The following is a 24,259-nucleotide window of genomic DNA, read 5'->3' on the forward strand; positions in this document are numbered from 1 at the left end:
CGTTAAACCATAACGGCTTCCCGTGTTAACAAAATTTGCTGGAACATGGGCATATGACCCGGCCAGGATGATCCCGCCAGCATAAAAAATAAGCCCGCCGGCATATGCCGGCGGGCAAACTTTACTTGGACCAATATTTAATCAATGCTTGTGTGCCGCTATTTTCTTCACCTTTTGCGGCCAGTTCTTCATATAATTTTTTGCTGAGCGCAAGCCCCGGCAGGTTGAGCCCCATTTTTTCCGCTTCATCAAGGGCGATTTTCATGTCTTTAATAAAATGCTTGATAAAAAAGCCCGGGGAATAATCGCCCGCAAGCATGCGCGGAACAAGATTGGACATTGACCAGCTCCCGGCTGCCCCGGCGCTGATAGATTTGAGCACTTTTTCCGGATCGAGTCCTGCTTTTTTCGCATACACAACCGACTCTGTCACGCCGATCATATTGGAGGCAATGGCGATCTGGTTGCACATTTTGGTATGCTGGCCGGATCCCGGGCCGCCCTGCAGCACGATATTTTCCCCGAGTACGGAAAAAACCGGTTTTACTTCTTCAAATACCGATTCGTCGCCGCCTACCATAATCGTCAAATTGCCTTTTTGCGCCCCGATATCGCCACCGGAAACCGGTGCATCAAGCGCCTTCACCTGTTTCGCTTTAGCCGCTTCATCAATCTTTTTGGCAAGGGTCGGCGTGGAAGTGGTCATATCGATCAGGATCGTTCCTTCTTTCGCCGCGCCAAGCAGCCCGTTTTCCCCGAAATACACTTCTTCCACATCGTGCGGATAGCCGACCATCGTAATGACGATATCTGATTTTGCAGCCGTTTCTGCCGGCGTGCTGCACCATTCGGCTCCTGCTTTGAGAAGTGGCTCCGCTTTTTCTTTTGTCCGGTTATAGACAAAAAGCGGATATCCTGCATTCCGCAAATTTTGCGCCATGCTCCGGCCCATTACGCCTAGCCCGATAAATCCGATCTTTTTCATCCTGGGTCCCCCTTTTTCGCAAATAAACAAAAAAGCCTGCATCACAGCAGGCCAAAAGCAAACATGGGGGTACAAGGAAGAAAACAATCTTTCCTCTATTTTATACCCCGCATGATCTGCTTTAAACCTGGCAAATTAAATCGATTTGACTTTTCCGCCGTCGATCAGGAAGCTGCTTCCGGTAACATAGGAATTGGCTTCCGAAGCCAGAAACGCAACAAACTTCCCGAATTCGTCCGGTTCGCCGTATCTGCCGAGCGGAATCGACTCCAGTTCCTTTGCCTGGACTTCTTCCATCGATTTTCCGGTTTTCTCCGCTGTCACTTTGTCAAGATGGACGATCCGGTCCGTTGCAATTCTGCCCGGGCCGACCGTATTCACAAGGATTTGGTACGGGGCAAATTCTTCCGCCAGCGTTTTCGAAAGCCCCACAATGCCCGTCCGGAACGTATTCGACAAAATCAGCCCCGGGATCGGCTCCTTAATGGATGAAGAGGCAATGTTGATGATCCGGCCGCCGTTTTTCTTTAAAAGTGGCAATGCTTCCCTGATGATGCGTATGTACGAAAGCAGATTCAGTTCGAATGATTTTTGCCAGTCTTCATCCGCCATATCTTCAAAACTTCCGGCCGGCGGTCCTCCTGCATTGTTGACCAGTATATCCAGTCTGCCGAATGTATCCCGTGCTTTTTGTACCATGGCGCGAATATCTTCCGGATGGGTAATATCTGCCCGGATATACGCTACTTTTCCGGTGCCGTAAGCGGATAATTCTTCTTTTGCCGCCTGCAGTTTTTCTTCATTCCGGCTTGTAATGAGGACATCCGCGCCTTCCATTACAAGTTGTTTGGCTACCGCTTTCCCAAGCCCCTGGCTGGAAGCGGCAACAAGGGCGGCTTTTCCTTTCAACCCTAAATCCATTCAAAATCCCTCCCCGAAATCTTATGTTCACAAAATCCTGTCTTCATTATAAACGATTTTTCCCCATCCATACACGATAAAGCTTCAAACCGGCTTCCCCACCATTTTTCCGTTAAAAATGGATATCCGGCATTTTGATGTGCGCTCCGCCAAAGCGCAATCCAAAAAAAAGCCGAATGGCAAAGCCACTCGGCAAAAATAGGGGGAAAAATGAGAAAGAAACGATATACATCCGGTATTGTAACAATACTGGATACCAATAATACTACCCTTAATGCTGGGATGGTTTACATATACCCGCTTCCTTCGCCCCTAAACCTGTTTTTGAAAAATTTTTTTTATGCCTTTGAAAGAACTTTTTTCACGTGTTCTTTTACTTCTTCGTTCGTTGTGAGGTTCAAAACGTCTTCTGCCAGTTTTTCCATATCAGCCTTATTCAGGTTCCTGATTTGGGAACGGGCCCTTAAAATCGAAGAAGCGCTCATTGAAAATTCATCAAGGCCGAGGCCGAGCAGAATCGGAATAGCGATTTCGTCTCCGGCCATTTCGCCGCACATGCCGGCCCATTTGCCTTCTTTGTGCGCCGCGTCAATGACGCGTTTCACAAGGCGTAAAATGGCCGGGTTATACGGCTGGTACAAATACGAAATGTGTTCGTTCATACGGTCTGCAGCCATCGTGTACTGGATCAGATCGTTTGTGCCGACACTGAAGAAATCAACTTCTTTTGCAAACAAATCAGCCATTACGGCAGTGGAAGGAATTTCAACCATAATGCCGACTTCGATATGATCTGCAACCTGCACGCCTTCCTGGATAAGCTTTTCTTTTTCTTCCAAAAGAATCGCTTTTGCTTTGCGGAATTCATCCAGATTGGAAATCATCGGGAACATAATTTTCAGGTTGCCGTATGCGCTCGCGCGGAGCAATGCACGCAGCTGGGTGCGGAAAATATCCTGTCTGTCCAGGCACAAGCGGATCGCACGGAAGCCGAGGAACGGGTTCATTTCTTCCGGAAGCGGCAAGTACGGCAGTTTTTTGTCGCCGCCGATATCAAGCGTACGGACCACAACCGGCTTGCCTTTTAAGCCTTCAAGCACCGCTTTATAGGCTTCAAATTGCACTTCTTCTGACGGAAGCTCGTCCCTGCCCATATAGAGGAACTCTGTACGGTACAGGCCGACGCCTTCCCCGCCGTTCCGGATTACGCCGTCGAGATCGTTCGGGGTGCCGATATTGGCAACCAGTTCAACCGTATGGCCGTCTTTCGAAACGGATTTTTCATTGATCAGCTTCGCCCATTCGGCTTTTTGCCGTTCAAATTGTTCCTGCTTTTGTTTGTATTCATCGACCACTTCAGGTGTCGGATTCACATGGACATCGCCATTGCTGCCGTCCACGATGACAAGGTCGCCGTTTTGGATATCCTGGATCGCCGTTTTCGTCCCGACGACTGCCGGAATTTCCAAAGAACGCGCCATGATCGCAGAGTGGGACGTACGCCCGCCGACATTTGTTGCAAAACCTTTTACATACTGGCGGTTCAACTGCGCCGTATCAGAAGGGGTCAAGTCTTCAGCAATGACAATGACTTCTTCCGAGATCATGCTTGGATTCGGAATATCCACTTTCAGCAGATGAGCCAGAATCCGTTTTGTCACGTCGCGGATGTCCGCTGCACGTTCGCGCATATATTCGTTGTCCATTTGTTCGAACATGGTCACGAACATATCCGCAACTTCTTTCAATGCGTATTCCGCATTGACCTGGTCATCCCTGATTTTGTCCTGGACCGGCGTCAACAGTTCCGGATCTTCCAAAACGAGCAAATGGGCATCAAAGATCGCTGCTTTGTCCGCCCCCAGCGCCTTCATTGCATGCTCCCTGATCGCCTGCAGTTCAGACTTGGATTCAGACACAGCAGTATCAAAGCGTTTCAATTCATCCGAAACATTCTGGATAGACCTTTTTTCAAAAGACAAATCCGGTTCTACCAGACGATATGCTTTTGCGATGGCAATCCCGTTGGATGCTGCTATACCTTTTAAAATGGTTGACATTATTCGCCCAGACCCTCTTTTTTCATTAATTCAGCTAAAGCGTTCAATGCATCTTGTGCATCGTTGCCTTCTGCAGAAATGGTAATGTCGGCGCCTTTGCCGATTCCAAGGGACATAACCCCCATGATCGATTTCAGGTTCACTTTCTTATCCTTGTACTGCAATTGGATATCTGAATCGAATTTGCTTGCCGTTTGTACGAGCAATGTAGCAGGACGTGCGTGGATTCCTGTATCTGCTGTTACTTTAAATTGTTTTTCAGCCATGGGTAGAACGACTCCTTTTCTATAATATAGTTCTAAAAATAATGCACTGTACATTTTTCGTCAATATTTATCAACCATCTTCATACAAATGACAAATTTTGCAAACGAGGGTTGAAAAAAACCGCAGCGATGCCGGGTACCTGCAAACACCGTTCATCCCCGGTTATTCAGCAGGCTGCTCCCTCAAAGTCCGCGCGGCCCATCCGTGCCAAAAACACGCCTCGCCCGAAACCGGGAACACGCATGTCCCCGGCCGGATCAAAAAAATGACAAATATTGCACAGTGCGGGAAAAACAAAATCCCCGTAATAGAATAACATGCCTTTCCAAATAAAACAATCATCAGAGTTGACTTCATTTTGCTTAAAAATGCACAAAATTATGCATGCCCCAGTCAGATTTCCGGCTCGTCCAAATAAATATAGCGGACATTCCCGCCGCGCAAGGCAATGCCCTTAAAATGTTTAAAGTCTTCCTCGGCAATAAGCACTTTCCGGAAGTCCATAAAATCTTCACGGCTGACGAATAATTCTTCGATTTCCCTGTTGCGAAGCCGGTTGATTTCCTGTCTGATTTCTTCTTCCAACATACGACCACCCCACCCGGTATTGTACCACATTCTTCCTGCCGCCTACTTGTTTGCTTTCGCGATTTTTTAAAACCGGCCCGATTTGTATTTTTCTGTTCCTTTCGCCTTGAACTTTTCAGAAAAATAGTGCAAACTGGTTACAATACTTTCTTACGGGAGGACCGCAATGAAAAAAGCACAAATTGGTGACATTATTGAATTTAAAGATGGGCTTCAAGGAATTGTCGAAAAGGTGAACGAGAACTCGGTCATCGTGGATTTAACCTATATGGAAAACTATCAGGAACTGGAGCTTGATGAAAAAACAGTGGTCAATCATAAAAACTATCAGGTTATCCACTCGGCTTTACATTAATTCAAACGCTTACCGCGCAGTAAGAAACCGGCACATGCCGGTTTTTTTACTGCCGTTTCTATGATTGTGAATTTTTTAACATTATTTTCCCGGATACCTTTTTCCCTATTTCTCTGCTAAAATATTCACTGTATTTTTGTTTGACCCAATGCCGCGAAGGCCGGACTGCGGGGCCGGATCTCTTTTTTTGGCCCTTCCCGGTTTTTTGCCGGCGGTTTGCGAACTTAAGAAAGGAGCGCATTGGCGGTGGCAAAAAACATGGTGGATACAAAGCTTCTCGGAAGTATCTTGATCGCCCACCTTCTGCTATATATTACGTTTCGGGATACCTCCGTTTTTTGGTATTTATATTCCGGAGCAATGCTGTTTTTGATCAGTTACACGGTTTTTCTTGGAAAATCAGAAAAACACGAAAAGCTTCCGTACCTTCAATTGCTGTTGTATGGCATCTTTTCGGGTTTTCTCCTCTATATTATTTTCAGAATTGGCAATACAGTACTCGGTTTTTTGCCGGGCGGGCTTGACAATGAAGTCGCCCGCGCATACAGGCGTTTTTCGCCCGAATCCTTCTGGCATTACTTAGCGCTTGTCCTGATTCTCATCCCCGGAGAAGAAATTTTTTGGCGTTCATTTGTCCAGGCCCGGCTCATGAAAATGATGGAAGCGAAATATGCGATTTTGATTTCCGCCGTATTGAACGCATCCGTTTATTTTTACTGCGGATTAAAAATCATGGTCATTGCCGCTTTTGCCGGTTCGATTTTCTGGGGGCTGCTGTATGCAAAAAAACGGAGCCTGTCTGCACAAATTTTGTCGCATCTTACCTTTGATTTGCTGCTTGTCGTCTTCCTGCCGATTTTTTAAGCAGGGGGACGGCTTTTTTCGGCATTTGCCCGCCACAAATGCATAACAACCGCGCAAAGCTGTTTTGAATGCCTTACCGGTCACCCCCGAATCGTCTTTATTCCGAGTGCCATCATAAAAACAAGGCTGAAATAGCCGAACAAGGGATATAAAACCGATAATAGCGGGCCGTAATGCAAGCTGCTGATCAGCAGAATGGCGGAAAAAATCAACCCGTACAGCAAACCGCTTTTCATCGGGATATATTTTTGCATTTGCCGCTCAAGCCCGTAGGCATCCCCGATAATAGAAGTGAAAATTTCCCCGAAAATCAGCAGAACATAAATAAAATAAATGCCCGGAAAACTCGCTTTCACAATATGCGCCATCGGAATCTCCACTTGGGCAACGTCCGGCAGCGTGACCAGTGACAAATGGCTGGAAATCAGGATGAGCGTTAAAAACAGCCCGCCCAGTATCCCGCCGGCACGGACGACTTCCTTATCTTTCACTTCCGCCGCAACCGGGACAAGCACCGCCTGCGCGAGCGCCAAATTCAAAGCCGCATAGGAAAGGGCGCGGAGAAGCGCACGGGGCATATCAACACTTTCCGGCCGGGCCATGAGCGCTTGAAAAAAACCGGGTGACTGGACGGACTGCGACAAAAGCAGAAAATTAAACAAAAGCATCAACGGCACAACAAATGTGTTGACGCCAAGCAGCCCCTTGATGCCAAAACACATGACAAGAAAGGCAAGAAGCACCGTCAATAAAATCCCTATTTCCCTCCCAATATGAAGCTGCTCCTCGAAAACAGCACCCGCACCGGACAGCATGACGCCGCAAACCCCGAAAAGCATGGCCATCATCATCACATTCACGAAACCGGCCGCTTTTTTGCCAAATAAATACCGGTTTAAAGTTTCATAGGAATCCGCATGCAAATCGATCGCTTTTTCCATCATTTTCGTACCAAAGAAAATAAACAAAAACCCTGAAAGGCAGATGGTAAGCAATCCATACAGCCCAAACTGTGTAAAAAAAACGGTAATTTCTTTCCCTGTTGCAAACCCCGCTCCGATGACCGTTCCAATATAAACGGCTGCGATTTGGACAGCACCGCCCCACTTATTCAACGCCTGCACCCCTTTAAGAAAAAATAAGACAACCTGTCAGCTCCGTTACTATCCTATGTCCCGCTTTCTTAAAATAGCCCGGCCGGTTCATTTCCGCCGGTAAAAAATTGGTCAAAAAAAGTCAAAAACCCCTTTACAAGCAAAAAAAGTTGTCCTATACTATAGGCAAAGATCAAAGTTGGTCAAAGAAAAGATAACACCATTGGCTGATAAGCGTTAATGGCAAATGCAGATCTTTTGATTTTCGGACCGCGCTGTTGTATACTGATATCAGAAAGGTCAAAGATAGTCAAAAGGTGATACGCAGATGTCATTTACTTGTTTTCAGCATAAGACAAATTTGCCATTGTGCTGGAAAGGCCAAAATGCATCAAAGAGGTGCATGCAAAAGATTTGCATCTTGTGAAATTTTGAGCTATACTCATTCCCAATCAAGGTCAAAGCAAATCAAAACGCTTTGATTGTTTTTCAATCTCATTAGTCAAAGATAGTCAAAATCAAACCGATCAAAGGAGGAATGTTTGATGTTATGTGACAAATGCCATCAAAACGAAGCGACGATCGGAATGCATATAAATGTGAACGGAAACCAAAAAACATTGAACCTATGCCAGTCCTGCTACCAAAAAGAACGTGCAAAATTCGAAAACAACTGGGGAGGCATGTTTATGAATAACGGATTTGGAAACTTCGGATTCGGAGGATTCAACGACCTCTTTAACCAAATGAATGCCAACGGATTCCAGCCGAACGGCGCGAAACAAACCGTACAAACGCAAACACAAGGCGGTGGCAACGGACTACTTGACCAGTTCGGCCGCAACCTGACCGCCGCTGCACGGGCCGGGCAAATCGACCCTGTCATAGGCCGTGATGAAGAAATCGCCCGCGTCATTGAAATTTTAAACCGGCGCAATAAAAACAACCCGGTGTTAATCGGCGAACCTGGCGTCGGGAAAACCGCCATTGCGGAAGGGCTCGCTTTAAAAATTGTTGAAAAACAAGTTCCGGCAAAACTGCGGCATAAAGAAGTTTACTTGCTCGATGTAGCTTCACTTGTTGCAAACACGGGCATCCGTGGTCAATTTGAAGAACGGATGAAAAAATTGATTGCCGAACTCGAACAACGGAAAAACGTACTTCTGTTTATTGACGAAATTCACCTGCTTGTCGGCGCAGGTTCTGCAGAAGGTTCGATGGACGCTGGCAACATTTTGAAACCGGCGCTTGCCCGCGGCGAAATCCAGGTGATCGGCGCGACAACTTTGAAAGAATACCGGCAAATTGAAAAAGATGCCGCACTTGAACGGCGTTTTCAACCGGTACAAGTCAATGAACCGACCCTTGAAGAAACCGTCATGATTTTGCGCGGCTTAAAAGACCGGTATGAAAACTACCATCACGTTGCCTATACCGATGAAGCGCTTGAAGCTTGTGCGAAATTGTCGCACCGCTACATCCAGGACCGCTTCCTGCCGGATAAGGCAATCGACCTGATGGATGAAGCCGGTTCGAAATTGAACCTGACGATTGCGGTTCCGAGCAAAGAAGATATCCAAAAACGGCTTGCTGAAATTGCACAGGAAAAACAAACTGCGCTTGCAACAGAAAACTATGAAAAAGCAGCCGAATTGAAAAAAGAAGAACAAAAACTGAACGAGTTGGCTACTTCCGGCCAAGTTGAAGCCAAACCGGTTGTCGATGTCACGCAAATTCAGGAAATTGTCGAAAAGAAAACGGGTATTCCGGTCGGCAAACTCGAAGCGGATGAAGCGAAAAAACTGCAGCATCTGGAAGAAAACCTTGCTAAAAAGGTGATCGGCCAGGAAGAAGCCGTCCGGAAAGTAGCGAAAGCAATCCGCCGTTCGCGTGCCGGCCTGAAAGCGCAAAGTCGCCCGATCGGTTCGTTCCTGTTCGTCGGCCCGACCGGTGTCGGAAAAACGGAACTGACGAAACGGCTCGCAGAAGAACTGTTTGGCACGAAAGATGCAATGATCCGGCTTGACATGAGCGAATATATGGAAAAACACAGCGTCTCGAAACTGATCGGGGCACCTGCCGGCTATGTCGGTTATGAAGATGCCGGACAACTGACGGAAAAAGTGCGCCACAACCCGTACAGCATTATTTTGCTCGACGAAATTGAAAAAGCGCACCCGGATGTTTTGAACATGTTCCTGCAAATTCTCGATGACGGGCGCTTAACCGATGCCCAAGGGCGGACGGTCAGCTTCAAAGATACCGTCATCATTATGACGAGCAACGCCGGCACCCAATTTAAGCATAAAACAGTCGGATTTGCTAAAAGCGAAGCGATCAAAGAATCGAATATTCTCGATTCGCTCGGCGACTTCTTCAAACCGGAGTTTCTGAACCGTTTCGATAATATTGTCGAATTTAAACCACTTGAAAAAGAACATTTGGTTAAAATTGTTGACCTGATGCTCGGTGAACTGGATGAAACGCTGAACGAACAAGCGATTACACTTGACGTGACAGCAGAAGCGAAAGAAAAAATCGCCGAACTCGGTTATGACCCGGCATTTGGGGCACGCCCGATCCGCCGCGTCATCCAGGAAAAAATCGAAGACCGGATCGCCGACTTTATCCTCGACCATCCGGAAAGCAAAAACTTAAAAGCGGAAGTTCGCGAAGGCGACATTGTCATCGCGGAAAAATAAAGCAAAAACCGGCATGCGGACACAGCCCATGCCGGTTTTATGCATTCCGGCAGATGGACAACACGGGCCGTCTGCCGGATTTTTTTATGCCTGTAAATAGATCGAACGCAGTCCAAACCTGATTGTTGTAATCAATCGGAAGAAGGTCGGGTTCTATTCCCCGGCACAAAACCAGTCCAAACAAAAAGGCGGGAAACATATTCATCCGGAATATTGATCAGGGATTCATCCGCACTCAAAGGAGCAAAATCAAGATGCAAAAGGTTGGAAGCAGTTCCCCTGTTCGTTAAACAATCTGCATGGCTTTATGCGTTTTTCTCGCTTCAGCCAAATTGAGCCGCTGCACTTTTTCATACAATATGAATGACATTTCCCGAATAATCACCATTTCGGATGACCGGGTATTGTACTGCTTCCGATAGGCTTCATACTCATTCATGAGCGAATCCAGCTGCTGACTGCACTGAACCGTTTTCTCATGCGTCAGGCCCAGTTTTTTCCCAAGTTCCATCATTTCCTGGCGTTTTTTCTGAATCCTGTACAGATACTTGTTCTCCTCTAACATGTGCGTGTCCACTTCAAAATTCTCCTTTAGTTCTCTTTTTCTATTGAATGATTGTTATCCCCCGATTATGCTTCAAAAATGTGAGGTGTTACACATGGAAAATGGCGGATGATACTGCCGGTTTTCCGCTTGATGGCATCGTGACAAAAGTTGCGCTGCAAGCCGGAAAGGCGCAAAAGCCCTGCCCCCATCCTGCTTATTTTACCATTACTAAAGTAGTATCGCAGGTCTTGACGGAAATGTAAATACAATCGCAATATTAGACAAAATTTTCACCAAAAATTTTCACATCTCCCGAAAAAACCACCCGTTTTTTACAGCTCTATGTTTTTTTTGGTCATGCAGTGGAAAAATAAAAGAGAAAAAGACATGAAAGAAGTGAAGCAGATGGCTAAAAATTTTCTGCTGGCAAAAGCAGCCGGGTGGTTATTTCGTTCAAAAGCAAAACAGTATTTAAATGACCGGGGAAAAACCGGCGATCTGGTTAACCGTGCGGAGAAAAAAGCGCTCTCCAACAAAATCACGCTCGCCAATATGTGGAGTAAAATCCGCATCCTTTTCCAGCTGATCAGGGCATGGGCAAAAGGCGAATACCGCACTGTTCCGTACCGGACGATTCTCATGATTGTAATCGGCCTTATTTATTTCGTATCTCCCATTGACATCATCCCTGATTTTCTTGCCGGTGCGGGCCTTGTTGACGATACCGCCGTGCTCGCTTTTCTTCTGACGCAAGTGACCCCGGATTTGGAAAAATTTTTGCAATGGAAAAACAAAAGAGAGAAAAGTTGAACTTTAAGGCCGCGCGGGACTTTGAAAAACGATACCCCTTTTAGACAATCGCCCCTTCAAGACGGAGCAGGAATGCTTTTTGATCGATGCGGCTCCCGGCATAGCCTGTTAACGACTTGTCTTTTCCGATCACGCGGTGGCAGGGGATCAGGATCGGAACAGGATTTTTCCGGTTCGCCTGCCCGACGGCCCGCACGGCTTTCGGGTTCCCGACCGCCTCGGCGATGTCTTGATACGAGCACGTTTCTCCATACGGAATTTGTTTCAGCGCTTTCCAAACCGCCATTTGAAAGGGAGTGCCGGAGACAAAAACCGGCACATCAAAATGGGTTCTTTTCTTTGCAAAATACGCTTCCAGTTCACTGGCTGCGTGCAGAAGCAGCGGGTGGCGGGGTTCCGGCATGCCCTCTTCATCTGTTTTGCCGAAAGAAACGGCCGTAATGCCTCTTTCATTCGCCCTTACTGTTAAAGGTCCGATTGGGCTTTCCAGCCAAATAAAAGCCATTTTCATCACCTGCTTCCTGGTGCACGGGAAGAAAGATATGAAAAGTTGTGCCTTCCCGCACTTTGCTTTGAACTTGAATGAAGCCTTTATGCTCCTTTATAATTTTATAACTGATCATCAAACCAAGTCCGGTTCCTCTTTCTTTTGTCGTATAGAACGGCTCGCCCAGCTTTTCTATTTTATCGTCCGGGATACCTTCCCCTTCATCGCGGATGCTCGTATGGACAAGCCCTTTTTCCTTTTCGTAACAAATCGCGATATCTATTTTTCCCCCATCCGGCATGACTTCTATTGCATTCTTAATAATATTGATAAAGACCTGCTTGATCTGGTTGCCTTCGCAATAAACATCCGGAAGTCCCTCGTCAAAGTGGCAGGAAATCTGGATATTGTGCATCAGCGCCTGGGCGTTCAGCAAACCAATTGTATCGCGCATGATTTTTCGGACATCGTGATTTTGGAACTGGATGGCCTGCGGCTTTGCCAGCACCAGAAAGTCGGTAATAATCGCTTCAATCCGCGCCAGTTCTGATGTAATCACATTAAAATATAATGAATGCTCTTCCTCTTTCATGCTGTTTTGCAGCAATTGGATAAAACCTTTTAAAGCCGTCATCGGATTGCGGATTTCGTGGGCAATGCCGGCCGCGAGCTCCCCGACAATATTCAGGGTATCCGATTTGCGAAGCTGCTCCTGCATCGCCCTTCTTTCAGTAATATCCCGGATGACCGTTAAATTCATATTTGACGTCAGGTTCCCTTTTGACGTAATCTCATAATATTTCGTTTCATTGGCTTTTGAAGCAGTAAACAAATAATCTGCCGTCCCGTTCTCTTTTAACTGAAAAAGATGGCGGAGAAAATCTTTTTGCATTTTTTCGTCATTGGTAAGCAATAAATTCTGGATTCTCTTCCCGATCGCATCTTCCCGGCTGCAGTCGAAATAGTTTGCAGCTGCAGGGTTGATATCGACAATTTTCAAATCCCAGTTCCATAAGACCATCCCGTCGATCGATCCTTCGAACACTTTCCGGAACCGTTCCTCGCTGTCCCGCAGCGTCTGTTCCATCTTGTAACGGCTGCTCACGTTGCGAAAAATGGTCATATGGTAATTTTCCGCGCTAATATACCGGGATGTAAACTCGAGATGCTTCAGCTGCCCGTTCGGCATTTTAAACAGCAGTTCTTCGCGGGCCGCCGGGATTTGGTTTAGCCTGTCGAACTTCCGGCAATTCCCACCGTTTTCGACATAAACAAAATCGCTCAGCTTTTTCCCGACAAACTCTTCCATTGTACACTCGAAAATTTTTAAAGCGGCTTCGTTCGCCAACAGGATCTGGCCGTTTTGATCCCAAAATACAATTGCATCCATTGCTTCCAAAAAAAGGGTTCGGTAAAGCTGCTCATGATCTCTTAATACAAGTCCCCTTTTCTTTTGGCTCATAAACTGATCTGTTCCCAAATTTGTTCTCCCCTTCTTCATAAGAAGCATGCCCCTGAATTTATGATATTTCTGTTCACAACAAATGTCTGGAAAAGTCTGCTGCATAAGGGTTTCCAGCTGCTATTTAAGAACATATTCTTTTTGAGAAGATATGTCAAATGAAATTGGCAAGATGGATGATATGGTGATAATTCGTGGTCCAACGGGGGAATTCCTGCTGCCATTTCCGCAAAAAAGGATGGCGGCTGCCATCCTCATTTTTTATTTTTTTTTGCATTTTTTCTTTTTTTGCCGGTTCCGCTTTCAGCCATGATTTCATATATCTTCCCGGCATTGATGTCCCCGAATTCCAGCCCCGCTTCTTCCCGGACATTTTGTTTCCTGCGGTTCATGAACGCCCTTTCCTGCCTTTTTTTGAATTCCGGTTTGCCCCTTTCACCGCTTCTTCCCCGCGGGCAAATTCCGTGGAGAAAGCTGTTTCAGCCAGATTCTCTTTCGGGGTTTTGTTATTTTTCGCGGCTGCATCAAATTCCGCTTTTCGTTTCGCCATGCCGTCCCCTCCATTTCAGGTTGCCTGCATCATTAGCATGCCCGCGCACCACCGCCCTTATGGCTGCAATATCTGTCAAAACCGGCTCAGGGTGCATGCAAATACAACTGTTTCCAAACATAATTCTTTCCTGCAAGCCGATACTATTCATAAAGGCTGAAGCCGCAATACGGGCGGCAGAAAGAGGAGCCAATTTTTTAAAAAAAGGAGAATGATGATGGCGAGAAACAGCAATAAATTGTTGGTACCGGGGATTGAGGCATACATGGACCAAGTAAAGTATGAAATAGCGCAAGAATTTGGCGTGCAGCTCGGATCGGATACCGTATCTCGGGCAAACGGATCGGTAGGCGGAGAAATGACAAAACGGCTCGTGCGCGAGGCCCAGTCCCGCCTTTTGGGGCAAAATCCGGAATAAAAGAAAAACCGGCAAAGCGGGATTCGCCTGCTTTGCCGGTTTTTTTACATCTGTTGCTGCTTTTTACCCGATTTCCCGGCGGATTGCGCCTCTTTATTGCGATTTTTTTTGCGGACGGAGAAAAAATAGCCGCCCGCTGCGATCGCAAGCATCACCGCCCAGAAAATCAGTTTCCACAAAGCAGACTCCGGGAAATGTTCATCAATCAGCCCGACGCCCGGGTGTGAAAGCGTAAAAACGAGCAATTTCACCCCGACCCAGCCGACAATCAGAAAAGCGGCATCTTCAAGGCCCGGATATTTTTCCAGCAGGCGGACAAACCGGTTGGCAGCAAAGCGGATTAGCACCAGTCCGATCACCCCGCCTAAAAACATAACGCTGAACTGTCCGCCGTTAATTCCCCCAATTTGAAACGAGCCGGCCGGGGACAGCGTCACAGCCATGGCCACAGCTGCAAGCATAGAATCAATGGCAAACGCAATGTCGGCGAGTTCCACTTTAAAAACGGTCATCCAGAAAGAAACCGGCTTCGATGCGGCTTCGGCAAGTTTTGGGCCATTTTCCCGGTGCTTTTTTACAAAATGGTGGATCATAATAAAAAACAAGTAAGCGGCCCCGACAGCCTGAATCTGCCATATGTTTGCAAGAAACGAAATGAGAAACAGGGCAGTGAACCGGAATACAAATGCGCCCAGAAGCCCGTAAAAGAGCGCTTTTTTTTGCTGCGCGTGCGGCAGATGTTTGACCATCACCGCCATCACGACCGCATTATCCGCAGCTAAAATTCCTTCCAGTCCGACCAATACGCATAACACCCATGCATATTCGAATAGCATTGATAAATCCATTCCACAAAGTCCTCCTTTGCCGGCACCCGGAACCATTGCCCTTACAGATCAAAAGCGGCATTCCGGTCCAAGACGCGTACCGGCGTGATCAGTGAAGTGCCACTTTTGACAATTTCCTGTAAAGACAAAAAGCAAGACCTTTGCCAGTACAGGCAAAGGTCTTGCTAGACATCCGAATGGTGCCAACAAAGCCGATGACCGCCGAAACGGATCATGTAATGACGACTTTGTTTTAAGTGTGCCATGCACACTTAACGCTACTCCCCTTTGACAATTGTCAAAAGTATTCTGTTATTTTGATTATATGGGATCCATCCATTTCCGTCAACTATTTTTATGCGATTTTCGCGTTAAAATTATGCGGAGCAGCCCGCCGGCCAAAAGTCCAGGGATGGTGCAAAGCATCGGGAAAAAAACAGGCCCGGGCATCTTTTGCCGGACGATAACCGCAGGGGAGAGCATTAATCCGAGCGTTACAAAGTAAGCAGCAAACACAAAAGGCAGATAACTATACGGCTGAAGATTACCGCGGGCCATTTTATATGCATCCCACATGGCAAAAAAGTATAGACAAGGATAAAACATCAGCCATCCGTAATCGACAATGTTGCCGGCTTCCCTTGTTCTTCCGAGAAAACTGAGCATGATCGCTTCATTAAAACGGCTGTTCACATTAATCAGAAACTCCATAAAAAGAAACATGATGCCCTTCACATAACGGCCCGCCAAAAGCTGGGCAAACCCTGGCAAGGCAATGTTCCAAACAATCGCCTCAAGCGGTGCTAATTTTTTCATGCACATGCCCCTTTAAAGCTGAAGTTGGCTAGTCATAATCCTCCCGTTTTTACGTGTTCTTATCATGCCCCGGAAAAATGCAAAAAACACTGTACGGCAAAGCCGCACAGTGTTTTTTAATTCATCGGATTATACAGTTTAATGTCGGGATGCTTGTCCGTGAACCAGCGCAATGCAAAATCATTTTCAAATAAAAACAACGGTTTTCCGAAACGGTCTTTCACAAGCAGACTGCGCGAACTGGAAAGGGATTCGTCCACCGTATCCCCCTCAACCCAGCGCGGAATTTTGGAACCGATCGATTCCATTACGACATCGGAGTTATACTCATTTTTCATGCGATGTTCGAACACTTCAAACTGCAGCTGCCCGACCGCCCCTAAAATATAATCTTCCGTATGCCATGTGCGGTACAGCTGGATCGCGCCTTCCTGAACGAGATGGTTGATCCCTTTATGGAAACTTTTTTGTTTCATCACGTTTTTCGCCGATACTTTTACAAACAGTTCCGGTGTAAATTGCGGCAGCTTTTCAAATTGGACCGGCTGTTTCCCGGAGAAGATTGTGTCGCCAATCTGGTATGTGCCGGTATCATACAGGCCGAGAATATCGCCGCTAACCGCTTCTTCAACCGTGCTCCTGTCATCCGCAAGAAACTGGGTTGACTGGGACAGTTTCATTTGTTTTCCGGTTCTTGCAAGCGTGACGGACATGCCGCGTTCAAATTTTCCAGAACAAATACGGATAAACGCAATCCGATCGCGGTGGGCGGGATTCATATTCGCCTGGATTTTGAACACAAAACCCGAAAATTGTTCGCTTAACGGATCCACCACCCCTTCGTCCGTCTTTCTTCCTTGAGGGGGCGGCGCAAATTGAAGATACGTTTCCAGAAATGTCTGCACGCCGAAATTTGTCAGGGCACTGCCGAAAAAGACCGGCGTCAGCGTGCCGTTTGCAATCCGCTTCTCCGAAAATTCATTGCCCGCTTCATCGAGCAGCATGATTTCTTCCAACGCCTGGCCATACAGCGCGTTTTCTTTGATCGGGGCATCCCCTTCCACTTCACCCGCTTCATTTAACGCGAGAAACCGGTCCCCTTCTTCCACGCGGAACTGCTCGATGCGGCGGTGATAACGGTCATAAATGCCGAGAAATTCTTTCCCCATGCCGATCGGCCAGTTCATCGGATACGATTCAATGCCGAGGATTTCCTCCAGTTCAGCCAACAGCTCAAGCGGCGGTCTCCCTTGGCGATCCAATTTATTGATAAACGTAAAAATCGGAATCCCCCGCATCCGGCACACTTTAAACAGTTTAATCGTCTGTGCCTCAATCCCTTTTGCAGCATCAATGATCATAACGGCGCTGTCGACGGCCATCAGTGTCCGGTATGTGTCTTCACTGAAATCCTGGTGGCCAGGCGTATCCAAAATATTGATCCTTTTTCCCGCATATTCAAACTGCATAACGGAAGAAGTAACGGAAATGCCCCGCTGCTTCTCGATTTCCATCCAGTCGGAAGTCGCAAATTTCCCGGTTTTTTTGCCTTTGACCGTCCCGGCGGCGCGGATGGCCCCGCCAAACAGAAGCAGCTTCTCCGTCAACGTTGTTTTCCCGGCGTCCGGGTGGGAAATAATCGCAAAAGTCCTTCTTGATAACACTTCATCTTCAAATCCTGCCATATGTCAGTTCCTTTCAATCATGTAGAGTAGGCTTGTTTTTGCATCGTTTTTTTACATCGGCCCTCACCTTCCTAATAAACAGTGCACAAATCATCCGGCCATTGGAGACTGTACATAAGCATACAACAGTTTTTCCTTATTCTCAATGGAAGAAATCTGCCGGAAAGGCCGGGTTCTTCTTGGCTTCACAGATTGCCGGATGCTTTGAGGCGCGCATCAAAAACTGCCAGATGCCTCCTGTTCCCCGTCCGGCCCCGCCCAGGGCAGAACCACGGTGAAAACAGTGCCTTCCCCGGGTTTGCTCTCTATGGAAATGTCTCCGTTATGCTCTCTTACAATCTGGTAACAAACCATTAAACCAAGCCCGTTGCCGCGCTCTTTTGTCGTATAAAAAGGCTGGCCGATTTTTTCCAATTTTTCCGGTGGGATCCCGATTCCCTCATCCCGGATCGCAACGGCTGCACGTTCCTCGGCCACCGAAAGTTCAACGGTCAGCGTTCCCCCTTCTTCCATCGCCTCCAGGCCGTTTTTGATTAAATTCACAAATACCTGCTTCATTTTTGAATCGTCACAAGAAATAAAAATGGGCTGCGATGGAAAAACCGTTTCAATTTGGATGTTTTTTCCGTACGATTGCGTTTCCATTAAAACAAGCACTTCATCAAGCAATGTTTGCAAGCAGCAAACTTTCATATCCGATGCTTTCGGCCTGCCGAGAAAAAGCAGCTCGCTTGAAATCATTTCAATCCGTTCAATTTCATTTTGCATAATATCGAGGTAATTGCCTGTATCAATTACACCAGCCTGCATCAGCTGCAAAAAGCCTTTAATTGACGTGAGCGGATTCCGGATTTCATGTGCAATGCCTGCAGCAAGTTGTCCGACCATGGACAGTTGTTCAGATGAAACAAGATAATCGTATAATTCCTTGACAACCGTCATATCCTTCGTCAGCAAATGGATATGAGGCTTTTCGCCATACTTTAAATCTTTAAAGATGGCATAAGTCGACTCCACCCATTTGTAATCTCCGTTTTTCGATTTCATCCTGTACATGAAAAGACCCATTTCTTCTTTCTCTCCATTTAGAATGCCTACCCATTTGTTGCGGTCATCGTGGTGCATCAAAGCAGAAAAAGGCCTTCCTACCCAGTCGCCGGCATCAAAACCCGTTACAGTCTGCATATCAGAGGAAATGCTTTTTAAAATACCGTCCATTCCGACAACAGCAGAAAAAAGATGAAAGCGGAGCGGGAGATCCATAAATTCATAATGTATTTTTCCGACACCCATATTTTTGCACCTGCCTATCTTTCTATCAATCCGTATTTCAAGCTTTTTTGAAATGAACTTTCATGCTCAATATATGTCTGATGAAGACCGGGCATTCCTGTGATTATGTATATATATTTCAACTATATATCTTTTTCAACAAAAATATCCATTTATTTATAAAATTTTATGTCGAATCCTCACTGTTTATCAACCGTTTCGACATGTGATACAATGAACGTATCAAGATAAAATGAGAAAAGGAAGCGATGCTATGCGTTTTGCAACCGTTGGAACAAGCTGGATTACCTCTGCTTTTATTGAAGCAGCAAAATTATCCGGAAAATTAACCCTTGAAGCCGTTTACTCGCGCAAAAAAGAAAGCGCTGAACAAATGGCGGAAAAACATGGCGCACCGAATATGTTTACGGATCTTGAAGAAATGGCAAAAAACGAGAACATTGATGCTATTTATATCGCGTCACCAAATGCGCTCCATTTTGAACAAGTGCTCGTTTTTCTGAAAAACAAAAAACATGTCATTTGCGAAAAACCGATTTTTTCGAATACGGAAGAATTTAAGGAAGCTTTTCGTGTTGCCGATCAGAACGGTGTATTTTTATTTGAGGCAATCCGGAATATCCATTATCCGAATACTGCCCTTTTAAAAGAAAAATTAAAGGATGTTGGCCAAATCAGAACCGGAATTTTCCAATATGTACAATACTCTTCCCGCTACGATAAATTCCTTGCCGGTGAAGAGCCAAACGTATTCTCGCGGAATTTCTCCGGTGGGGCATTAATGGATCTTGGCGTCTATCCGCTTTCGCTTGCGGTCTGGTTATTCGGCGCACCGAAAGACAGCCGGTACTTCCCGGTCCTTTTGCGGAACGGCATTGACGGGGCTGGCACCCTTGTCCTGCAATACGAAGGGTTCAATATTACCGTGATCTGCTCAAAAATTTCCCATTCTTATATTCCGAGCGAAATCCACGGCGAAAAAGGCAGCATTATTATTGAAGGCATCTCAGAATTGGAAAAGATGAAGTTTGCCGATGTACGGACAAAGGAGCCGGTCCTCTTCTCGCGGGAGCAGGAAGCGCAAAATATGATGTATGAAATCAATGATTTTGCCGATATCATCGCGCAAAATGATAGAAAAACGTATGAAACCTTGCGCCAGTCCAGTTATGAAGTCCTTTCGGTTATTGAAAAATCGCGGAAACAAAACGGGATTGTCTTTAAAACCGACAGAAACTAAAAACCGTTCCAGGAGAAAATCTGATTCCGGATCGTACCGTGCAGTTTAAGCGCAAAAACCGGGCAACAGGCCGGGGGAAATTTGAAAACGGATGGCAAGGGCAATAAGGGAATCCCTTGTCCCTGCATTTGAAAACGGGGGCAAGCGGGATTTCCTTGTCCCCTGCCTTTGCGTTTAATACCAGAGAAAACCGGGACGGCCGGGGGATGCCTATTCAGAAGCGTACCGTGTAGAAAGCGAGGGCAAGCGGAGCTTCTTTGCCCTACCTTTGCGTTTTAAAACCAGCGAAAGGTGAAGCGGCCGGGGGAGTGCTAATTGGAGCATATTGTGCAATAAACGCATTCGCTTGTCCCCTGCCTTTGCGTTTAATACCAGAGAAAACCGGGACGGCTGGGGGATGATGATTTGGGGCGTATTGTTATTAAACCAGATAGAGACGGACAAATTATCAACATTCCCACCTTGTTTATAATTATTATAATTTAATATTGACTTTTAAGTGATATATATTATAATAAAAATATAGCAAGACCAAAACCCGGGGAGGAATGAAAATGTATATTGAAACAGCGTTAAACGTACAAGTTGCAAACTGGAGCGTCCTATACACAAAATTGCACCACTACCACTGGTATGTAAAAGGCCCGCTGTTCTTCACGCTGCACGTAAAATTTGAAGAACTGTACAACGAAGCTGCCACGGTGGTCGATGATTTTGCAGAACGCATCCTTGCGATCGGCGGAAAACCGGCTGCTTCTTTCAAAGAATACCTCGAAATTGCAACCATTGAAGAAGCAAAATCCGGCTTAACCGCTGAACAAATGGTGGAATCCCTTGTAAAAGACTACAAACAAATCGCCGGCGAACTGAAAAAATTGATCGCACTTGCTGAAGACAATCATGATTATGGCACGGCTGACATGGCAACAACGCTTGTGGAAAGCGTTGAAAAAACCATCTGGATGCTGAGCGCGCTACTCGCTGTACCGGTTACGCAATAAACCCCCAAAACGGCCCTGTTCTTCAAGAATGGAGCCGTTTTTTTCATGCTGCAAAATGGGCGCCGCTTTTTCGATCTGGCCTTTAGAATGCTGATAACCGCCTTTTCATTGTCTGATTTAATACATGAAGCCCCGGCACCCATTGCATGATGGCGGCTTTACAGGCAAAAGAGCAGCAGTATTCCGTTCATATATGGTAAAGCCAGCCGCATATGATGCGGGCACGAATCTTCCGGATGGGGCCACGCCGTTTCAAAAACCGGCAGCGTGACAAGGCCTGCGGTTCCGGATAAAATGGAAGAAGTACAATGCGAAAGAAGGATTTTCCATCATGCATGTTTCCATCTTGATTACGATGTTTTTAACAGGACTTATTTTAGGCTTTATCGGGGCAGGCGGCGCGGGCTTTATCATTTCCCTGCTGACGATTTTATTCGGGGTTTCGATCCATACCGCGCTTGCGACTGCTTTAACAGCCATGATCTTTTCTTCATTTTCCGGGGCGGTAAGCCATTACCGGGAAGGCAATGTCTCCATTAAAGCAGGCATTACAACCGGCATCATAGGCGCTGCCGGAGCCTGGGCCGGATCCCATGTCTCCGCGCATATTGCGAGTAGCGAACTAAAATGGCTCACAGCCGGCATGCTCATGTTTTCAGCCTTTCTGCTCTGGCTCAGAATGTTTTTGCTGCAAAAGCAATCCATCCAGGCAAAAACCCTTCCGTTCGGGCCCCGTTTTGTGACCCGCTCGCTGTTGCTCGGCATCGTAACCGGCGCGCTCTCAGGGATGTTCGGGATCGGCTCGACACCATTTATCCAGCTTGGCTTAATGATCCTTCTCGGCTTATCCGTCCGCCAGGCTGCCGGCACAACCATGATGGTCATTATCCCAATTGCAATAGGCGGCGGACTCGCCAGCTTCCAGCAAGGGACACTCGATCTTGGGCTCCTTGTGGAAGTCGTCATCGGCACAATGTCCGGCGCATACATCGGTGCCAAATTTACAAACCGCGCCCCCGTCTCGCTGCTAAAGTCTTCGATGATTGCCGTTCCAATTGTCGCAAGCTTGCTGCTGATTTTATGAAAAAGGGGCTGTCCCAAAAGTCGTTAGACGGCTGATGGGAGCCCCTTATTTTTGTAAGGACGAAACAGTTGGTTGATCGTGAAATTCAGTCACTATTTCCAAAAGCATTTCGCGATCTTCATTGCATGAGCCAAAATGGGACAGCCCCTTCCCGCTTTAAAATTGCGGGAAAAAGGGACTGGTTCAGGTCGCAAACGATGTGCCGGCATGAAAAAATGAGCGTTTCATCACGGAGTTTTCTTTCCCCCGCTCGGTTAAACGGCTGCAGCCGGCGCCAGTTCCATTGCCGGCCCAAAAAATTCATAGCGGATATTTTCTTTGGCAACGCCAAGTTCCGTTAAAATCTGCACTGCATTTCTCAAAAACGGAACCGGTCCGCAAATATAACAAACCGTTTGCGTGGTTACAATCTTTTCCAAAAATGCTTTGGAAAGATGGCCTGTGAAATCGCAGCCGCTGTTTTCGTGAAGGGGATGCCCGTACCCAAAATAATAATGCCCGTTTTCAAGCTTTTCAATATGGTGCTTTGCTTCCTCTTTAAAAGCATGGAATTCTTCATTGCGGGCAGCATGAATAAAATGGACTTCACGTTTAGAGCTGGCATCCGCTAAAGCTTCCAGCATACTCATCATTGGTGTCAAGCCAACCCCGCCACTAATTAGGGCAATCGGTGCAGCCTCATCGTCAAGTGTGAAGACGCCGGCCGGTACGCTGATCTCCAGCTCGTCTCCCACTTTTACTTGATCATGTAAATATGTTGACACCTTCCCGTTCGGTTCATGATCTGCTTCCCGTTTCACCGAAATCCGGAAATACTCATGCCCCGGCCCGCATGAAAGGCTGTACTGGCGGTTAAACAGATATGTTTCGCCTGGAATTTTCACTCTTAGTGTAAGGTACTGCCCCGGAAGATAGGATGGCACCGGGCCCCCGTCCGTAGGTTTTAAATAAAAGGAAGTAATAACATTGCTCTCTTTTACCTTTTTTACAACTCTAAACGGTTTAAAACCGTCCCATCCCCCTCTTTGGGTTTCAGCTTCTTGATACATTTTTTTCTCGACTTGAATGAAAACATCAGCAATGGCCCCGTATGCTTCAGCCCAAGCCTGTAAAACCTCTTCCGTGGCCACATCTCCTAATACTTCTTTAATGGCTTTTAGTAAAAATTCCCCGACAATCGGATAATGCTCCGGTTTAACGCCCAGGCCACGGTGTTTTTGTGAAATTTGTTCCACAACCGGCAAGATGGTTTCCAAATGGTCAATATAAGAAGCCGCCGCAAGTACGGCATTGGCGAGTGCTGTTTGCTGCCTTCCTCGTGATTGATTCGTTTGATTAAAAATATTCAGCAGCTCGGGATGTGCTGCAAACATGGTTTTATAAAAGTATGTAGTAATGTCCGTCCCTTGTGTTTTTAATACGGGCACAGTTGATTTTACGATCTCAATGGTTTTCTGCGATAACATGATTTCCACTCTCCAAATAGTAATATTTAAAATATATCTTTAAGATAGTGCTCCTTTGTTTTTAAAGCAATATTTTAAATACATCTTTAATAAAGTTATCACATTTTCCGAAAAGGAAAAAATGAGCGCCATTTTCGAGGGGAACGGGTATAATGGGGTTGGCAGGTGATATAAATGCGTTTAACCCATTACTCTGATTATGCTTTGCGTGAATTAATCTATCTCGCTTCATTGGAAGAAGGAAAATTAGCCAGCATCAAAGAAATTGCGGATGCCTACAACATCTCAAAAAATCATTTAATGAAAATCACATACGAGTTAAGCAAACTCGGGCTGATCAAAACAGTGCGCGGAAGGGGAGGCGGCATATGCCTGAACAAGCATCCCCGCGAAATTAATGTCGGAAAACTGATCCGCATAACAGAAGATGATTTTAAATTAGTCGAATGTATGGAAGACGGGGCTTCCGCCTGTATCATCTCCCCCGTTTGCGGATTAAAGCATGTTTTAAACGAAGCCCTCATCGCTTATCTCCGCGTGCTCGACAAATATACACTAGAAGATTTAGTAAAAGATCCCTTATCCTACAGGCAACTGCTTGTAAAATAAAACTAAGTGGTGCAGCGTCACATCCCGAGATCAAAATAGTGGTAGAAGTAAAGAAAAACCAAAAATGAAATAAGGTGAACAAAATAAACATAGACATTAAAAAAGTCACATATGGAAATAAATCTGTA

At 46.3% G+C, this 24,259-nt stretch carries 26 protein-coding genes and 1 riboswitch; of the genes, 10 read left to right on the forward strand and 16 right to left on the reverse strand.

What is annotated here, in order from left to right:
* Positions 1 to 121 precede the first annotated feature (121 nt).
* The 5 genes from NFR98_RS06775 to ykzS form a co-directional block, all read right to left on the reverse strand.
* Positions 122 to 985, reverse strand: coding sequence for an NAD(P)-dependent oxidoreductase (locus NFR98_RS06775; RefSeq protein WP_014095627.1), 864 nt, complete (start codon positions 983 to 985; stop codon positions 122 to 124).
* 135 nt (positions 986 to 1,120) lie between these two features.
* Positions 1,121 to 1,906, reverse strand: a complete 786-nt coding sequence (locus NFR98_RS06780; protein WP_014095628.1) for an SDR family oxidoreductase — start codon at positions 1,904 to 1,906, stop codon at positions 1,121 to 1,123.
* A gap of 338 nt (positions 1,907 to 2,244) precedes the next feature.
* Complete coding sequence (gene ptsP, locus NFR98_RS06785) at positions 2,245 to 3,966, reverse strand: phosphoenolpyruvate--protein phosphotransferase (RefSeq protein WP_026683821.1); 1,722 nt, start codon at positions 3,964 to 3,966, stop codon at positions 2,245 to 2,247.
* A complete protein-coding gene (locus tag NFR98_RS06790) occupies positions 3,966 to 4,232 on the reverse strand; it encodes a phosphocarrier protein HPr (protein ID WP_013858895.1) in 267 nt (88 codons plus the stop codon). Before NFR98_RS06790 ends, ptsP begins: the two co-directional genes overlap by 1 nt.
* Before the next feature lie 394 nt (positions 4,233 to 4,626).
* Positions 4,627 to 4,821 carry a protein YkzS gene (gene ykzS / locus NFR98_RS06795; protein WP_026683819.1) on the reverse strand — a complete coding sequence of 65 codons (195 nt, stop codon included), beginning with the start codon at positions 4,819 to 4,821 and terminating at the stop codon, positions 4,627 to 4,629.
* Positions 4,822 to 4,987: 166 nt separating this feature from the next.
* On the opposite strand from ykzS, the gene NFR98_RS06800 reads away from it, so the two are divergent.
* The gene (locus NFR98_RS06800; protein ID WP_014095631.1) at positions 4,988 to 5,176 is read left to right on the forward strand and encodes a YkvS family protein; all 189 of its coding nucleotides are present in this window, start codon (positions 4,988 to 4,990) and stop codon (positions 5,174 to 5,176) included.
* A gap of 246 nt (positions 5,177 to 5,422) precedes the next feature.
* Positions 5,423 to 6,040, forward strand: coding sequence for a CPBP family intramembrane glutamic endopeptidase (locus tag NFR98_RS06805; protein WP_014095632.1), 618 nt, complete (start codon positions 5,423 to 5,425; stop codon positions 6,038 to 6,040).
* A gap of 80 nt (positions 6,041 to 6,120) precedes the next feature.
* Here NFR98_RS06805 and NFR98_RS06810 read toward each other — a convergent pair whose 3' ends face one another.
* Positions 6,121 to 7,155, reverse strand: coding sequence for a YkvI family membrane protein (locus NFR98_RS06810; RefSeq protein ID WP_014095633.1), 1,035 nt, complete (start codon positions 7,153 to 7,155; stop codon positions 6,121 to 6,123).
* A gap of 524 nt (positions 7,156 to 7,679) precedes the next feature.
* Here NFR98_RS06810 and NFR98_RS06815 point away from each other — a divergent pair.
* Positions 7,680 to 9,836, forward strand: a complete 2,157-nt coding sequence (locus NFR98_RS06815; protein WP_026683818.1) for an ATP-dependent Clp protease ATP-binding subunit — start codon at positions 7,680 to 7,682, stop codon at positions 9,834 to 9,836.
* A 286-nt stretch (positions 9,837 to 10,122) separates the two neighbouring features.
* Here NFR98_RS06815 and NFR98_RS06820 read toward each other — a convergent pair whose 3' ends face one another.
* Entirely contained in the window at positions 10,123 to 10,413 is a 291-nt protein-coding gene (locus NFR98_RS06820; RefSeq protein ID WP_014095635.1) for an aspartyl-phosphate phosphatase Spo0E family protein, read from the reverse strand.
* Positions 10,414 to 10,502: 89 nt separating this feature from the next.
* On the opposite strand from NFR98_RS06820, the gene NFR98_RS06825 reads away from it, so the two are divergent.
* On the forward strand, positions 10,503 to 10,646 hold the full coding sequence (locus NFR98_RS06825) for a hypothetical protein (protein ID WP_187287755.1): 144 nt from the start codon (positions 10,503 to 10,505) through the stop codon (positions 10,644 to 10,646).
* 142 nt (positions 10,647 to 10,788) lie between these two features.
* Positions 10,789 to 11,193: a YkvA family protein gene (locus NFR98_RS06830; RefSeq protein ID WP_230951775.1), complete on the forward strand. Its 405-nt coding sequence runs from the start codon at positions 10,789 to 10,791 to the stop codon at positions 11,191 to 11,193.
* A gap of 40 nt (positions 11,194 to 11,233) precedes the next feature.
* Here the strand turns inward: NFR98_RS06830 and NFR98_RS06835 are convergent, their stop codons facing one another.
* The 4 genes from NFR98_RS06835 to ykzP form a co-directional block, all read right to left on the reverse strand.
* Positions 11,234 to 11,704 (reverse strand): methylated-DNA--[protein]-cysteine S-methyltransferase, encoded by a 471-nt coding sequence (locus NFR98_RS06835; RefSeq protein WP_026683817.1) that lies wholly within the window; start codon positions 11,702 to 11,704, stop codon positions 11,234 to 11,236.
* Positions 11,643 to 13,160 (reverse strand): PAS domain-containing sensor histidine kinase, encoded by a 1,518-nt coding sequence (locus NFR98_RS06840; RefSeq protein WP_014095638.1) that lies wholly within the window; start codon positions 13,158 to 13,160, stop codon positions 11,643 to 11,645. Before NFR98_RS06840 ends, NFR98_RS06835 begins: the two co-directional genes overlap by 62 nt.
* Before the next feature lie 236 nt (positions 13,161 to 13,396).
* Positions 13,397 to 13,534, reverse strand: a complete 138-nt coding sequence (gene ykzE, locus NFR98_RS06845) for a protein YkzE (RefSeq protein WP_014095639.1) — start codon at positions 13,532 to 13,534, stop codon at positions 13,397 to 13,399.
* Positions 13,531 to 13,692: a protein YkzP gene (gene ykzP / locus NFR98_RS06850; RefSeq protein ID WP_014095640.1), complete on the reverse strand. Its 162-nt coding sequence runs from the start codon at positions 13,690 to 13,692 to the stop codon at positions 13,531 to 13,533. Before ykzP ends, ykzE begins: the two co-directional genes overlap by 4 nt.
* A 217-nt stretch (positions 13,693 to 13,909) precedes the next feature.
* On the opposite strand from ykzP, the gene NFR98_RS06855 reads away from it, so the two are divergent.
* On the forward strand, positions 13,910 to 14,110 hold the full coding sequence (locus tag NFR98_RS06855) for an alpha/beta-type small acid-soluble spore protein (protein WP_014095641.1): 201 nt from the start codon (positions 13,910 to 13,912) through the stop codon (positions 14,108 to 14,110).
* A gap of 44 nt (positions 14,111 to 14,154) precedes the next feature.
* Here the strand turns inward: NFR98_RS06855 and NFR98_RS06860 are convergent, their stop codons facing one another.
* The 4 genes from NFR98_RS06860 to NFR98_RS06875 all read right to left on the reverse strand — a co-directional run bounded on the left by NFR98_RS06860 (position 14,155) and on the right by NFR98_RS06875 (position 18,731).
* The gene (locus tag NFR98_RS06860; protein ID WP_014095642.1) at positions 14,155 to 14,958 is read right to left on the reverse strand and encodes a TerC family protein; all 804 of its coding nucleotides are present in this window, start codon (positions 14,956 to 14,958) and stop codon (positions 14,155 to 14,157) included.
* A 129-nt stretch (positions 14,959 to 15,087) separates the two neighbouring features.
* Positions 15,088 to 15,236, reverse strand: a riboswitch (yybP-ykoY riboswitch).
* A gap of 46 nt (positions 15,237 to 15,282) precedes the next feature.
* A complete protein-coding gene (locus NFR98_RS06865) occupies positions 15,283 to 15,753 on the reverse strand; it encodes a hypothetical protein (RefSeq protein WP_014095643.1) in 471 nt (156 codons plus the stop codon).
* A 116-nt stretch (positions 15,754 to 15,869) separates the two neighbouring features.
* Positions 15,870 to 17,438, reverse strand: coding sequence for a peptide chain release factor 3 (locus NFR98_RS06870; RefSeq protein ID WP_026683816.1), 1,569 nt, complete (start codon positions 17,436 to 17,438; stop codon positions 15,870 to 15,872).
* A gap of 216 nt (positions 17,439 to 17,654) precedes the next feature.
* Complete coding sequence (locus NFR98_RS06875) at positions 17,655 to 18,731, reverse strand: ATP-binding protein (protein WP_017552144.1); 1,077 nt, start codon at positions 18,729 to 18,731, stop codon at positions 17,655 to 17,657.
* A 253-nt stretch (positions 18,732 to 18,984) separates the two neighbouring features.
* On the opposite strand from NFR98_RS06875, the gene NFR98_RS06880 reads away from it, so the two are divergent.
* From NFR98_RS06880 to NFR98_RS06890, 3 genes are all read left to right on the forward strand, one after another.
* The gene (locus tag NFR98_RS06880; RefSeq protein ID WP_026683815.1) at positions 18,985 to 19,971 is read left to right on the forward strand and encodes a Gfo/Idh/MocA family protein; all 987 of its coding nucleotides are present in this window, start codon (positions 18,985 to 18,987) and stop codon (positions 19,969 to 19,971) included.
* Between the two features lie 548 nt (positions 19,972 to 20,519).
* The gene (locus NFR98_RS06885; RefSeq protein ID WP_026683814.1) at positions 20,520 to 20,972 is read left to right on the forward strand and encodes a Dps family protein; all 453 of its coding nucleotides are present in this window, start codon (positions 20,520 to 20,522) and stop codon (positions 20,970 to 20,972) included.
* Positions 20,973 to 21,303: 331 nt separating this feature from the next.
* Positions 21,304 to 22,056: a sulfite exporter TauE/SafE family protein gene (locus tag NFR98_RS06890; RefSeq protein WP_017552138.1), complete on the forward strand. Its 753-nt coding sequence runs from the start codon at positions 21,304 to 21,306 to the stop codon at positions 22,054 to 22,056.
* Positions 22,057 to 22,310: 254 nt separating this feature from the next.
* Here the strand turns inward: NFR98_RS06890 and hmpA are convergent, their stop codons facing one another.
* Positions 22,311 to 23,522 (reverse strand): NO-inducible flavohemoprotein, encoded by a 1,212-nt coding sequence (hmpA, locus tag NFR98_RS06895; protein ID WP_026683813.1) that lies wholly within the window; start codon positions 23,520 to 23,522, stop codon positions 22,311 to 22,313.
* 174 nt (positions 23,523 to 23,696) lie between these two features.
* On the opposite strand from hmpA, the gene NFR98_RS06900 reads away from it, so the two are divergent.
* Positions 23,697 to 24,131, forward strand: a complete 435-nt coding sequence (locus tag NFR98_RS06900; RefSeq protein ID WP_026683812.1) for an Rrf2 family transcriptional regulator — start codon at positions 23,697 to 23,699, stop codon at positions 24,129 to 24,131.
* Positions 24,132 to 24,259: the final 128 nt, after the last annotated feature.

Source organism: Weizmannia agrestimuris, from assembly GCF_943193165.1.
In the GTDB taxonomy this organism is placed as follows: domain Bacteria; phylum Bacillota; class Bacilli; order Bacillales; family Bacillaceae_C; genus Weizmannia; species Weizmannia faecalis.